This window comes from Paracandidimonas soli, from assembly GCF_004342005.1.
In the GTDB taxonomy this organism is placed as follows: Bacteria; Pseudomonadota; Gammaproteobacteria; order Burkholderiales; family Burkholderiaceae_B; genus Paracandidimonas; species Paracandidimonas soli.
On record NZ_SMBX01000007.1, the window covers coordinates 1 to 13,337 of the forward strand.

The 13,337-nt window shown below is 62.4% G+C and carries 13 protein-coding genes; 7 read left to right on the forward strand and 6 right to left on the reverse strand.

What is annotated here, in order from left to right; translation table 11 throughout:
• Positions 1 to 91 precede the first annotated feature (91 nt).
• Complete coding sequence (locus EV686_RS13245; RefSeq protein WP_132477432.1) at positions 92 to 2,224, reverse strand: autotransporter outer membrane beta-barrel domain-containing protein; 2,133 nt, start codon at positions 2,222 to 2,224, stop codon at positions 92 to 94.
• 396 nt (positions 2,225 to 2,620) lie between these two features.
• On the opposite strand from EV686_RS13245, the gene EV686_RS13250 reads away from it, so the two are divergent.
• On the forward strand, positions 2,621 to 4,249 hold the full coding sequence (locus EV686_RS13250; protein WP_132477433.1) for an FAD-dependent oxidoreductase: 1,629 nt from the start codon (positions 2,621 to 2,623) through the stop codon (positions 4,247 to 4,249).
• Between the two features lie 142 nt (positions 4,250 to 4,391).
• Here the strand turns inward: EV686_RS13250 and galE are convergent, their stop codons facing one another.
• Positions 4,392 to 5,399 (reverse strand): UDP-glucose 4-epimerase GalE, encoded by a 1,008-nt coding sequence (gene galE / locus EV686_RS13255; protein ID WP_132477434.1) that lies wholly within the window; start codon positions 5,397 to 5,399, stop codon positions 4,392 to 4,394.
• 257 nt (positions 5,400 to 5,656) lie between these two features.
• Here galE and EV686_RS13260 point away from each other — a divergent pair, with 257 nt between their 5' ends.
• The 6 genes from EV686_RS13260 to EV686_RS13285 all read left to right on the forward strand — a co-directional run bounded on the left by EV686_RS13260 (position 5,657) and on the right by EV686_RS13285 (position 10,255).
• Positions 5,657 to 6,004, forward strand: a complete 348-nt coding sequence (locus EV686_RS13260) for a type II toxin-antitoxin system RelE/ParE family toxin (protein ID WP_132477435.1) — start codon at positions 5,657 to 5,659, stop codon at positions 6,002 to 6,004.
• A 13-nt stretch (positions 6,005 to 6,017) separates the two neighbouring features.
• The gene (locus tag EV686_RS13265) at positions 6,018 to 6,338 is read left to right on the forward strand and encodes a helix-turn-helix domain-containing protein (protein WP_132477436.1); all 321 of its coding nucleotides are present in this window, start codon (positions 6,018 to 6,020) and stop codon (positions 6,336 to 6,338) included.
• 22 nt (positions 6,339 to 6,360) lie between these two features.
• Positions 6,361 to 7,140 carry a hydroxypyruvate isomerase gene (gene hyi, locus EV686_RS13270; protein ID WP_132477437.1) on the forward strand — a complete coding sequence of 260 codons (780 nt, stop codon included), beginning with the start codon at positions 6,361 to 6,363 and terminating at the stop codon, positions 7,138 to 7,140.
• Positions 7,137 to 8,111 carry a hypothetical protein gene (locus EV686_RS13275; protein ID WP_207901776.1) on the forward strand — a complete coding sequence of 325 codons (975 nt, stop codon included), beginning with the start codon at positions 7,137 to 7,139 and terminating at the stop codon, positions 8,109 to 8,111. The genes hyi and EV686_RS13275 overlap by 4 nt, the downstream gene beginning before the upstream one ends.
• Positions 8,112 to 8,220: 109 nt before the next feature.
• Entirely contained in the window at positions 8,221 to 8,901 is a 681-nt protein-coding gene (locus tag EV686_RS13280) for a protein-L-isoaspartate O-methyltransferase family protein (protein ID WP_132477438.1), read from the forward strand.
• 13 nt (positions 8,902 to 8,914) lie between these two features.
• Entirely contained in the window at positions 8,915 to 10,255 is a 1,341-nt protein-coding gene (locus EV686_RS13285; protein ID WP_132477439.1) for a TolC family outer membrane protein, read from the forward strand.
• Positions 10,256 to 10,316: 61 nt separating this feature from the next.
• Here EV686_RS13285 and EV686_RS13290 read toward each other — a convergent pair whose 3' ends face one another.
• The 4 genes from EV686_RS13290 to ubiB all read right to left on the reverse strand — a co-directional run bounded on the left by EV686_RS13290 (position 10,317) and on the right by ubiB (position 13,335).
• On the reverse strand, positions 10,317 to 10,718 hold the full coding sequence (locus EV686_RS13290; protein WP_132477440.1) for a type II toxin-antitoxin system MqsA family antitoxin: 402 nt from the start codon (positions 10,716 to 10,718) through the stop codon (positions 10,317 to 10,319).
• Between the two features lie 2 nt (positions 10,719 to 10,720).
• Positions 10,721 to 11,017, reverse strand: coding sequence for a type II toxin-antitoxin system MqsR family toxin (locus EV686_RS13295; protein WP_132477441.1), 297 nt, complete (start codon positions 11,015 to 11,017; stop codon positions 10,721 to 10,723).
• 216 nt (positions 11,018 to 11,233) lie between these two features.
• The gene (gene rfaE2, locus EV686_RS13300) at positions 11,234 to 11,713 is read right to left on the reverse strand and encodes a D-glycero-beta-D-manno-heptose 1-phosphate adenylyltransferase (RefSeq protein WP_132477442.1); all 480 of its coding nucleotides are present in this window, start codon (positions 11,711 to 11,713) and stop codon (positions 11,234 to 11,236) included.
• A gap of 68 nt (positions 11,714 to 11,781) precedes the next feature.
• Positions 11,782 to 13,335 carry a ubiquinone biosynthesis regulatory protein kinase UbiB gene (gene ubiB / locus EV686_RS13305; protein WP_165972606.1) on the reverse strand — a complete coding sequence of 518 codons (1,554 nt, stop codon included), beginning with the start codon at positions 13,333 to 13,335 and terminating at the stop codon, positions 11,782 to 11,784.
• Positions 13,336 to 13,337 lie beyond the last annotated feature (2 nt).

A 13,337-nucleotide genomic window follows, 5' to 3' on the forward strand; every position in this document is an offset into this window, starting at 1 on the left:
ATCGGCGCTACCTTCCCAAAATCTTGTTTCGCACCTCGATTTTATGCGGGCTTAAAGGTATGCGCCGATTCCTTTTGGTGAAATTTCCGGGCTAGAACCGATATTCCACCTGCGCCAGCCACTGGTGATCGTTATCTCCAGCCGCATACTGCCCCGCGTAATCGAGCGACAGTTGCCATTGGCGCTGCGGCTGCCACATCAGACCCAGCTGAGTTTGCAGAGCGTGGCGGGCAATGTTAACGCCGGGCGCCGTATGGCCACTCTGCACAGACCCTCGGGCGCTGCCCTGCCATTGCATCCACGGCTGCTCCGATGTGTCGGCATGGCGCCAGGCAGCCTGTGCGTAGACTCCCAGCGAGCCGGATTGCTTCAGCGCGAACTGGCGCTCGGCCCGCACGCCCAGGGTGGCGGTGCGCATCCTGTCGGAAGTGCGTCCGGTTGCCAGCCATGCGTTGCTGGCCTGGTAGCGGTGCGACGGGGTCTTGTGACTGATCCAAGCCAGCTCGAGGAATGGCGTCAGCGCCGTATCCCCTATCCGCCATTGGCGCGATGCCGAGGCAAACAGCTGAACCGTATGAGCGCGATGGCTGGTATGCAGGCTTTGCCTCCATGCTGCCTGCGCCAGCTGGGCATGCCCGGATACGCTGTGGCGGCTGTAGGCCAGTCCAGTGGTGAATTGCCATGCATCGCGCCGGGCGGTCAGCGCCATGCCCAGGTGCCAGGTATTGACCGAGGCCGGTGTCTGGCTGTCTCCGGAAGTCCATCGGGTATGCTGCGCCCCGCCGTACACGCTGCCATGCCACACGGCATTGATGGGGACATCCATCCCCAGTATCGCGCCATTCAGGCTGCGCTGGCCAGATGCGGTCGGGCCGCTGCGCGAGCCATGCACGGTAAAGGCATGCGCCCATGCGCGGGGCGCATCCGCCAGCCCAAGGCCGCCGCGCTGTTGATGCAGGACCGCCTGCCGCACAAAGCGGCTGTCGTCCAGCAGGATAGCCCGCACTGCCGTGCCGGATGCCTGCACATTCCACGCAACGGCCTCCCGCCTGGGTGACAGGGTAAGAATAACGCGATCCGCCGCGTAGGCCAGGGATGCATCCAGGTCGTCGCGACTCAGCAGCCAATCGGCAAATGCCGAGCCTGGCTCGATGCGCTGGGCCTGCACGATGTTGTAGCTGACGCTGCGCTCCCATTCGCCTTCGGCCAGGATATGCAGTTGCCCGGCCAGATGGACGCTCCCGCCTACTAGCAGCCGGTTCGACATGCCGTCCGGCCTAGCGACGATCAGCAGCGTGCTGCCGTCGCTCAGATGCACATCGCCGCCCACCTGGAATACCGACCGGTCCGATAGCTGGCTTGCCGGCGACTGGCTGCCCGGCCACTGCCGCAGGCCGGGCGCGAACAGGACATCGCCATTGAGCCGCAGGCTTTGCGCCTGGCCCTGGCCCGACAGTCGTGTGCCGGAGTCGGCCAGCAGGCTGCCGCCCAGCATATTGTTCAAGGCCAGCGCGCCTTCGCCGAGATGAAATTCTCCCTGATACGCCAGGGCCATGCCGTCCAGAACCAATTCGCCCCGGCCAAGCTTCCATATGGGCAGATAGCCAAGCAGATCGCCCTGGTGAACGGCACTGCCCTGCTCGACTACCCATTGCACGCCCGGATGCGCCCCGGGCCGGGGCGCATCGAATGGCAGACCGGCCGGGATGGACAGGTCGGCCAGTTGCAAGCCGTGCAGGATACCAAGCCCGTCGGCGTATTCCAGCCGGGTACCGCCCGAAACCTGCAGGGCGCGACCTGCCCAGCCCAGCGCCTGGCTGTGCTCCAGTCTCAAGACACCCTGATATAACAGGGTGTTGCCCTGGAGCGTGCCGGCATTGGCGAGCGCCAGGGTGCCATGCCCGGTTTTGTGCAAGCCGTGATACGAGCCGGGCGCGTTGGCAAGCGTGCCCATCAGCCGCAGACTGGCATTTTCGGCGATATGGAACTGCGCCGGCGCCTGCACGATGATGGCACGCGCGTCGGTTTGATTGCTGCCGGAGGGAATCTGGATGGTGTCGCCCGTGAACGTATAGGAGGCGGGCGGACTTGCTGGTACTTCGGGGGAAGGACTTGCGCTTGCCTGCATGGGTAGCGGCAACAGCAGCAAGGCCAGTGAAAAAGCAATGCCCAAGGGGAAATGATGCAGCGCGCGGCCGCGCTGTCCAGCTGGATGAACCGCCATGGAAGCCTCCTCTGTTTTTGCGGTTGTGAAAAGTCAACAGCTGGGAGGACAGTTTTATCTGGCTGGAAGGAGAGGTCTTTGATCTAGATTGATATTTATGTTTATTTATTTCTTTTTATTACTTTTTGTTTTCATCGGGCATAATCCAGCAGCGGGGCCGTGGCGTCCCCGATTCGCATTCAATCCGGCATAAACGCTTGGCCATCTGAAAAAATAATTCCTGCCCAACCGATATATCGGATTTTTATTTCTATATTCCGATTTTTCAGATGATTATTTGGCAGTCTATTTTCGAGATCGGAAATTATAATTTTGGAAGCCTGGGCCGCGCATGCCGGCCCTGCTTTCATGGCGCCAGGCGTCTGCGCGCAGCTCATGTGACTCAAGGACTGAACTATGGCAAACGCCTCACCATTCGACTCGACCTACGACCTGATCGTCCTGGGATCCGGCTGCGCGGCCTTGACCGCCGCCCTGCGGGCCGCGACTTCGGGGCTCAGCGTGCTGGTCTGCGAGAAAACCAGCCTGCTGGGCGGCGCCAGCGCCATGTCCGCGGGAGGCATCTGGGTGCCGGCCAACCACCTCGCCAAGCGCGCCGGCCTTGAAGACAATCTGGACGACGCCCTGCGCTACATCGCTGGCGCCACGCCGGAAGATTGGGACGAAACGCCATCCTGGCGGGCAATGCTGTCGGCAGGCCCATCCATGCTCGAGTTCATCGAGGCGCACACACCGCTGCGCTTTCGGCTGACGAATGAGCCGGACCCCTTCCCCGCCGTACCTGGCTCGCGCCCGAAGGGCCGCATGCTGTCGCCGCTGCCGCTCAGCCGCCTTGCGGCGGGACGCCTGGCTTTCTGCATCCGGGGATCGACACTGCCCGAACCGTTCACCTATCACGATGTGCTGGAAACCGACCTCTATCACCGCCCGCTTGCCACCACCTTCCAGTTGCTGCCGCGGCTCGCGAAGCGGGTCCTCACGCTTTCGGCCGGCAAGGGCGTCGCGCTGATCACCGGACTGGTGCGCGGCTGCGTCGATGCGGGATGCCGGATCGTGCGCAAGGCGCGAGGCATCGAGCTGTTGCTGGATGGCGGCCGCGTCGCAGGCGCAAGAGTCGAATGGCAAGGACGCGAGTACGAGGCGCGTGCTCGCCATGGCGTCCTGATTGCAACGGGCGGGTTCGAATGGAATGCCCAGATGATGTCGCAGCACATACCCGGGCCCATAGGCTTTCTGGGCGGCCCGCGCTCATTGACCGGCGACGGCCATCGCATGGCGGAGCAAGCCGGCGCCGAGCTGGCCCGCATGGATCAGGCGACCTTTACGCCGGCCATCCCGAGGCCATACCACTGCGCAATACATGGCATGCCCGTCCCCTACCATGGGGAAGCCAACTCCATCCTGATCGACCGGCACGGCCGCCGCTTTACCGACGAGCTCATTCCCAATATCGGCGAGGTCATCAATCGCCGCGACCCGGCCACAGGCGAAGCGCTGTACTTGCCGGCCTACGTCGTGACCGATGCAAGCTATCTGCCCAAAATGCCGCTGATTCGCTGGATGTCCAGGCTGTCTCCGGATTGGCTGGTCAAGGCGGAAACGCTGGAGTCGCTGGCGGCGAAGATCGACGTGGATCCCCGCACCCTGGCGGAAACGGTGACGCGCTACAACGCGCTGTGCGCTACAGGCGTGGACAGCGATTTCGGACGCGGCAGCACCAGGGCGCAGCAAGCGGCCGACAAGCGCAAGAGCGGCGGCCTGGCGCCGATCGTCCAGCCGCCCTTCGTTGCGATCCGCTTCCTGCGCTCCATCATGAGCACCAAGGGCGGCCCGCGCACCGACGAGCGTGGGCGGGCGCTGCGGGCCGATGGCAGCGTGATCGAGGGACTGTACTGCGCGGGCGCTTCCATGGCCAATCCGATCGGCACGCGCGGCGTCGGCGCCGGCACCACGCTCGGGCCATTCATGAGTTGGGGCTATCTGTGCGCCGACGATATCGTGCGCCGGGCTGGAGGCAAGCCATAGAGCCTAGTATGACGAAGTATATATACTTCGTCATACGGTGCTTGCTTTATATGACCCTCACCGATTGATGCCCGTTTCTTTAGTCTGCCAAGCAGTATATATACTACCTAGCGGAGCAGATAAGAAGAAAGACCGCCCCCACCTACTTCGCCTCTTTCTCCGCCCAGCGCCAAGCGTCCTCGCACATCTGCTTCAGGCCCAGGCTGGCCTTCCAGCCTATGACCTGCCGCGCCTTCGTCGTGTCCGCCCAGCACGCGGCAATGTCGCCCGGACGGCGGGCCACGATGTCGTAAGGCACCTGGCGGCCGCTGGCCTGTTCGAACGCCTTGACCATTTCCAGCACGGAATAGCCCTGGCCGGTGCCCAGGTTGACGGTCAGCAGGTCCTGCTCGTGCTTTTCGCAATGGCGCAGCGCCGCCACGTGGCCTTCGGCCAGGTCCACGACGTGGATGTAGTCGCGCACGCCAGTGCCGTCCGGCGTATCGTAGTCGTTGCCGAATACTTGCAGCTTCGGGCGCAGGCCCGTCGCCACCTGCGCGACAAAGGGCATCAGGTTGTTGGGGACGCCTTGCGGAGATTCGCCGATCAGGCCGCTGGGATGCGCTCCCACGGGATTGAAGTACCGCAGCCTGGCGATTTTCCAGCCTGGTTCGCTGCGGTACAGGCTTTCCAGGATGTCCTCCACCACCAGCTTGGTATGGCCGTACGGGTTGGTCGCGGAGCGCGGATGATCCTCCGTCAGCGGCAGACGCTGCGGATCGCCGTAGACGGTGGCCGAGGAGGAAAACACGAACGTGCGCACGCCCGCCTGCTGCATGATCTGCAGCAATTGCGTGCTGCCGTTGACGTTGTTGTCGTAGTAGGCGAGGGGTATCTGCGTGGACTCGCCGACCGCCTTCAGGCCGGCGAAATGCAGGACGGCCGAGAGGTGATGGCTCTGGAACACGCGGGCCAGCAGTTCCGTATCCCGCACGTCGCCGCGCACGAAGGCCGGCTGCTGGCTGGTGATGGCCTGGATCGCATCCAGGACGGATTCGCTGCTGTTCGACAGGTTGTCCAGGATGACGACCTCGTAGCCAGCCTGCTGCAGCGCCACTACGGTATGGCTGCCGATGAAACCGGTGCCGCCGGTTACCAGAACTTTACGCATGCGAATTCTCCTGCTGTGTTCCTGCAATACAAGGAGTTTACCCTGTCCGGCGGATATTCCCAGTGCGGAAAAACCAGCTTCCCGGCCAACGACATGGCCATGTGATGACAGTATCCATGGGTAGTTGCCGAGGCTTACGCAAGAAAGCGAGCCTGCGTAGAGTGGCCATACTCTCTGCACCATGGCCCGCCCTTGAATTGCCGTGTCAACATCACACGATAGTCCGGAGGCTTGCCAGATATATCCGAACAGATATAATGAATCGAACGCGCAAGATCCTGTATTGGGAAGGTTCGTCAAAAAAAGACTTTACGAAATTCCCGCTCGATGTACAAAAGGATATGGGAGTGGCGCTGTTTGTCGCCCAGTTAGGCGGCTTGCCGGATTCAGCCAAGCATTGGAAGGGGCTCGGTTCCGGAATTTATGAACTGACGGAAGATTACCGGGGCGACGCTTTCCGAACGGTCTATACAGTGCGGGTCGGCGGCGCAGTACATGTACTCCATGCGTTCCAGAAAAAATCCAAATCCGGCATTGCCACACCTCAGCCGGACGTCACATTGATTGGGAAACGGCTGAAAGCTGTGCTCGCACGCTACGATTGAGCAGGAGAATGAGATGCCCCATCGCGACCACCCTCGTGGCACCGATAATGTGCTGCTCGACCTTGGTATCGAAGATGCCGAAGAATTATCAGCCAAGGCTGCGCTCGCACTCAAATTCAACGAATTGATCGATCAGCGCGGTCTCAGCCAAACCGAAGCTTCGGCCATCACTGGCATGACGCAACCAAAGGTGTCGCAAATCCGCCGCTACAAACTTCAGAACATTTCGCTCGAACGGTTGATGCAAGCTCTGGTATCGCTGGATCAGCACGTCGAAATCGTAGTTCAGCCCGCACGCCGGGAACACATGCCCGGCATTACCGTCGCCGCCTAAAAATTACCGACACACAGACACCATGCCCCGTTTCTGCGCCAACATCAGCCTGCTGTATCCCGAGCTTCCGTTTCCCGACCGCATCGCGGCGGCCGCGCGCAGCGGGTTTTCCGCCGTCGAGCTGCAGTTTCCCTATGAATACGAAGCCGGCATGCTGGCCGAGCGTCTGCGGAACGCCAATGTCGAGCTGGTCCTGCACAACCTGCCGCCCGGCAACGCCGCCGAGGGCGAGCGCGGCATTGCCTGCCTGCCGGGGCGCGAGCAGGAGTTCCGCGAGGGGCTGGAACGGGGCATCGAATACGCCCGCACGCTCGGCTGCAAGCAGCTGAACTGCCTGTCGGGCCTGATCCCCGAATCCCTGCCGCGCGAAGAAGCGCTTGCCACGCTGGCGGGCAACCTGCGTCACGCCGACGCGACGCTGAAGAAGGCCGGCATCCGCCTGCTGGTGGAAGCCATCAATACCTACGATGTGCCGGGCTTTGCCATGCACCGCTCGCAGCAAGTGCTGGACCTGATCGCCGCGCACGGCCTGGAAAACACCTGGCTGCAATACGACGTGTATCACATGCAGCGCATGGAGGGCGAGCTGGCGCGCACGCTGGAAGACAAGCTGCACCGCATCGCCCATATCCAGATTGCCGACAACCCCGGCAGGCACGAGCCGGGCACCGGAGAAATCCGCTATCCCTACCTGTTCGAACTGCTGGACCGCTTGGGCTACAGCGGCTGGATCGGCTGCGAATACATACCGCTGCACGACACCGACAGCGGCCTGGGCTGGATGCCGGAGGCGGTGCAATGACTCGCCCGTCCGCCTCGCTCTTTGCCCGCATCGTTCACGAATTGACGACACTGTCGCGAGACTCGGTCAAGGTCTACTTGACGCTGATGCGCGTCATGATCCCCGCCATCATCGCCGTCAAGCTGCTGGACATGGCGGGAGCGACGCAATGGCTGGCCTGGCTGCTGTCGCCCGCCATGCACCTGGTCGGCCTGCCCGAATCCATGGGAATCGTCTGGGCCACCACGCTCGTCACCAATATCTATACCGCCATGGCCATTTTCTTTACCGTCAGCGCGACGGAAAGCCTGACGGTCGCCCAGGTCACGGTGCTGAGTACGATGATGCTGATCGCCCACGCCCTGCCGGTGGAAGGCGCCATCGCCAAGGCCGCCGGCATGTCATGGCGCATGACGATCGCATTGCGCGTGGGAGGGGCCATGGTCCTGGGCGGGCTGCTGAACCTGGCCTATCGCGCCACCGGCAGCCTGCAGCAGACCAACGTCCTGCAGTGGCAACCCGACGCGCCCGATCCCGGGCTGCTGAGCTGGGCGCTGGGACAATTGCAGGTCATCGCCATGATCCTGCCCATCATTGCCGTGCTGATGCTGTTGCTGCGAGTATTGCGGCTGATCGGCGTCGAGCGCCTGCTCCACGTCCTGCTGTCTCCGCTCCTGAAAGCCATCGGCATCGGCAGGCAGGCCGCCAATACCACCATCATCGGCATCATGCTTGGCATCAGCTATGGCGGCGGCCTGCTGATCCGCGAAGCCAAGTCCGGCGCCGTAGGCAAGCGCGACATCCTGCTGACCCTGGCTTTCCTGAACCTGTGCCACAGCCTGATCGAAGACACCCTCGTCATGATGCTGCTGGGCGCGGACCTGTCGGGCATTCTCTGGGCCAGGCTGGCGTTCTCGCTGCTGGTGATCGGCGTGATCGCGCGGCTGATGCCGCAGGGATCCGCCGCGCCCAAGCGCGCGCTGTCCAGCTGACGCTCAATCGGGCGGCCGTTTCCCCCACAATTCAGTACAATAGCCCGATCTATCCGCCCGGCCGCCCGCAGGCCCGTGGCCTTCATTCCGTCTTTATTTTGTGTCAGCCATGAACGCACCTACCTTGTCAGAAGTGGAACAAGCCCGATTCAATATGATAGAGCAGCAGATCCGCCCCTGGGATGTGCTGGATACCGATGTGCTGCAGGCACTGTTCGACGTGCCGCGTGAACGCTTCGTGCCTCCCAATATGCAATCGCTGGCCTTTTCCGACATCGAGCTGCCGCTGGTCGTCAACTCCATCGACACCAACGAAACCATGCTGTCCCCCAAGCTCGAGGCCCGGCTTGCGCAAGAACTGCGGCTCAAGCCCAGCGACTGTGTGCTGGAAATCGGCACGGGCTCCGGCTATCAGGCCGCCCTGCTGGCGCGTCTGGCGCAGCAGGTCACCAGCGTCGAGGTCAACAGCAAGCTGGCCACCTACGCGCAGCAGAACCTGCAGCGCAACCAGATCGACAATGTGCGCGTCGAGACTGGCGACGCCCATGCCGGCTGGGGCGCCACCGAATACGACGCCATCCTGCTGACGGGCTCGGTTCCCGCCATTCCGGACGGCCTGAAATACCAGTTGCGCATCGGCGGACGCATGGTCGTCGTCGTTGGGCAGGCTCCCATCATGACGGCATTCCGCATCACGCGCACCAGCGCCGCCAACTTCGAGACCGAAGGCCTGTTCGATACCGTCATCAAGCCCCTGCGCGGGCCTGCTGTGTCTCAGTTCAAATTCTGAGCCCGGCCCTCCCGTGCAGCCGCTCCGCCTGAAACACGCGCTGGCGCTATTCACCCTGGCACTGGCCGTTCCACTGGCCAATGCCCAGGATCTGCTGCAGATATGGCAGTCCGCGCTGCAACGGGATCCCACTTACGCCGCCGCGCAATCGGCGCGCAACGCCGAGCAGGAACGCGTGCCGCAGGCTCGCGCGCAACTGCTGCCCCAGATCCAGGCCCAGGCCGGCACCTATGCGCAGGACAAGCGGCATGCCAGCGAACTGAACCAAGGCTCGGGCAGCAACCGCAACCTCTGGTCGCTGACGCTGACCCAGCCCGTCATCGACATCTCGCGCTGGCGCCAGCTGGAGCAATCGCACTTCCATGCCAACTCGGCCGATGTTGCGCAGCAACTGGCCTATCAGGACCTGATCCTGCGCGTGACCCAGGCCTATTTCGACGTGCTGGCGGCGCAAGACACGCTGAACGTCATCCATGCCCAGATCCGCGCCGCCGAGCACCAGTTGCAGTCAGCGCAGCAGTCCTTCGCGCTGGGCGGCACGACCATTGCCGATACGCACGAAACCCAGGCGCGGCTTGATCTGCTGCAGGCCTCCGAAATCCAGGCGCAGAACGCCCTGCAGATCAGCCGCGACCGCCTGTCCACGCTGATCTACGAGCCCGTGGGCCAGTTGGCGACCCTGCGCACCGATACGCCCCTGCCTCCCCCGCAGCCCGCGACCATCGACGACTGGGTTACGCAGGCCGCAACCGCCAACCTGGACGTACTGCGCGCCGACCTGGATGCGCGCATCGCCGAGAACCGCATCTCGGTCGCCCGCAGCGGCCACTACCCCACCCTGTCCCTGCAGGCGCAAACCGGCAGCGCCAGCGACAATCGCCTGTACCCGAACAACCAGGGCCCAAGGTCGATGGACAGCTCGATCGGCCTACAGCTTTCCATCCCGCTGTATTCCGGCGGCGGCATTTCCTCCGAGGTGCGCGAGCAGACGCTGCGCCTGCAGCAGGCCCGCTACCAGCTCGAAGCCGCGAAGCGCCTGGCCACGCAGTCGGCCCAGCAGTATTTTTCGGGGGTGGTGTCGGGGCTGTCACAGGTCCGGGCGCTGAGCGCCGCCGAGGCCTCCAGCCGCGCATCGCTCGAAGCCAACCAGCTTGGCTATGAAGTTGGCGTGCGGGTGAACATCGACGTGCTGAACGCGCAGCAGCAGTTGTACGAAACGCAGCGCAACCTGGCCCGCGCCCGCTACGATACGCTGATGCACGGCCTGCGCCTGAAGGCCAGCAGCGGCGCGCTGAACGAATCCGACATCATCGCCATCAACAATCTGCTGGCAAGCTCGCAACAAGTGCAATAACCGCGCAACGCGCTGGTGAAGAATCCGACCTGAAGTCCGGGACTTGCGCTTTGGCCCGTGGTCAAGCCATGCGTATTTCTTGTAAAAGCTCGGGATGCCTGTCCAGCAAGCGCAGCAATTTGATCAGTGCTATCGACGGACTGGCTTTGCCGGTTTCATAGCGGGAAAAGGCGTTGACACCGCCACCAAAAATTTCCGCCGCCTCCCTCTGATCCAGCCCCAGTTTTTTACGTACAGACGCGATATAGCCGGGATCCACTTGCGCAGCATTCACTTGCCGATTGAATGCGAGCATGGCCTGGCTTACCCGAGCAGATTCGGTTTCATTGAGCACTGTTTCCCCACAGGCTGGGCAACACTCGCCAGCCACTGCAGGTATCAACGTGGATTTGCCTTTGTAGGTATAGGACAGATCGCGACACTGCGTCACCAAATCATCTGCAGCACAAGCAGGACAAAGCATTGTCACAGCTCCTTGAAGGATACGACAAGGACGTCATCAGGCACGGTAAGCTTCATGTACGCCCAGCCGCCAGTCGTCCATGGACGATAAACATCATGCCAGACTCTATGATCCGCATGTGTCGTCATACTTTTATGGAAAACGCTGGACTCCAGGCTCACGACAGTATCGACAAGTGCCCTGAAGTCCAAGCCCAGACCTGCCGCACCAGCCAACGCTGAAACTGTTGATCTGATGCGTCCGGCGCTTGCCAATGCCTTTACCGCGTGTAGTTTGTAATGCGGAATCGCTTTTTCCATGATATTAACCTAAAAAGTTAATATCAACAATATACTTATCAAGCCTGCATATGCTTTTCATCAGTGGCGTCCCGGAGTTTGCTTGCGATGCTTCCAGATTGAAAACCAGTGAGAACTGCAATCTGAAAGACCGGGAACTACCATAGCGGGCTTGTTGCCCGCCAACCTGCCGATTGGGAGCAATATGTCAGTGAGGATATTTACTCAATATCGGCATCAAACTCCGCGTATCTTCTTCAGCAGCGCCGTGGTCGACTTTTCGTGCTCGAAGGGAATGGCCACCGCGCGGCCGCCCCAGCTTTCCACGACGGCGGTTTCCGGCAGCTTGGCCATGTCGTAGTCGCCGCCCTTGACGATGATGTCCGGCCGCAGTTGCTCGATCAGTTGCTGCGGCGTGTCTTCATCGAACGACGTCACCAGCGTCACGCTTTGCAGCGACGCCAGCAGGGCGGCGCGATCCTGCTCGGTATTCAGCGGACGGTCGTCGCCCTTGCCCAGGCGGCGCACCGAGGCATCCGTGTTGACGGCCACGATCAGCGTCGCGCCCAGCTGCGCCGCCTGGTCCAGGTACGTGACATGGCCGCGATGCAGGATGTCGAAGACGCCATTGGTGAACACCAGCGGACGCGGCAGTTCGGCGACGCGCGCCACGCACTGCTCGCGGGTGAGGATCTTGCTTTCGAATGATGCTGTCATGGCATTTTCCTGGCGCCTGTCGGCACTGAACGATATCTCAACGCTAGCGGATTATCGGGCGGCCGCCCCTAGCGCGTCAGCGCCCACAAGGCGATGCCCAGGGCTGCGGCCCCCAAAGCGGCAATGGCCATCAATACGCGATTGGCCTGCTCCTGCGAGCGCCGCAGTTGTTCGATTTCCTGCGCCAGCTTGGGCGCGGTATCGGGGCGGGACAGCTGCGCATGCACCAGGCGGGGCAACTCGGGCAGCATCTGCGCCCATTGCCCGGACTCCGCCTTGAGCCGCTCGCGCAATGCCTCCAGCCCGACGCGCTGGTGCATCCACTTTTCCAGGTACGGCTTGGCGGTCTGCCAGAGGTCCAGTTCGGGATCCAGCTCGCGGCCCATGCCTTCGACGTTCAGCAGGGTTTTCTGCAGCAGCACCAATTGCGGCTGGATTTCCACATTGAATCGGCGCGAAGTCTGGAACAACCGCAGCAGCACCTGGCCCAGCGAGATCTCGGCCAGGGGCCGGTCGAAATAAGGTTCGCACACCGCGCGCACCGCGCCTTCGAGCTCGACCTCGCGCGTGGTGGGCGGCACCCAGCCCGATTCGATGTGCAGTTGCGCTACGCGGCGATAATCGCGCCGGAAGAAAGCCAGGAAATTCTGCGCCAGATAGTTCTTGTCGAATTCCGACAGCGAGCCGACGATGCCGAAGTCCAGCGCAATATAGCGGCCCAGAGTCTTGGGATCGTCGGAGACATAGATATTGCCCGGATGCATGTCCGCATGGAAAAAGCCATCGGTGAACACCTGGGTAAAGAAGATCTCCACGCCGCTGCGGGCCAGCCGCTTGATGTCGATGCCCGCCTCGCGCAGCCGGTCGATCTTGCTGACCTGGATGCCGCTCATGCGCTCCATGGTGAACACATTGGTGGCGCAGTAGTCCCACATGACCTCGGGCACGATCAGCAGATGGCTGCGCCCGGTCTCCGGCGCGAAATTGCGCCGCAGCTGGCTGCAGTTGGCCGCCTCGCGAATCAGGTCCAGCTCATCGTGCAGATAGTTGTTGAACTCGGCCACGACCTCGCGGGGCTTGAGGCGGCGGCCGTCGGGCAGCAGGCGCTCCACCAGCGCCGCCAGCACGCGCATCAGCGCCAGGTCCTTTTCAATGATGTCGCGCATGCCGGGGCGCAGCACCTTCACGGCCACCTCGCGGCCATCGTGCAGCACGGCGAAATGCACCTGGGCGATGGAGGCCGACGCCACGGGATCCGTCTCGAAGTGCTTGAACAGCGTGTACGGCGATTCTCCGAGCGACTGCTCGATGGTCTTTATCGCCACGCTGGAGGGAAACGGGGGGACGCGATCCTGCAGCAGCGCCAGCTCTTGCGCCACATCCAGCGGAATCAGGTCGCGGCGCGTGGACAGCAGCTGTCCGAATTTGACGAAAATCGGACCCAGGGACTCCAGAGCAAGACGCAGCCGCACGCCGCGCTCCAGCTTGGGCGGACGGCCGAAGCGGACGATGCGCAGCAGTCCGGCGGCAATCGGATGGCGGATGGTGGACAGCACCAGTTCGTCGAGCCGATAGCGCAGCGAGACAAGACAAATACGCAGCAGACGGAAGAAGATCAACATGT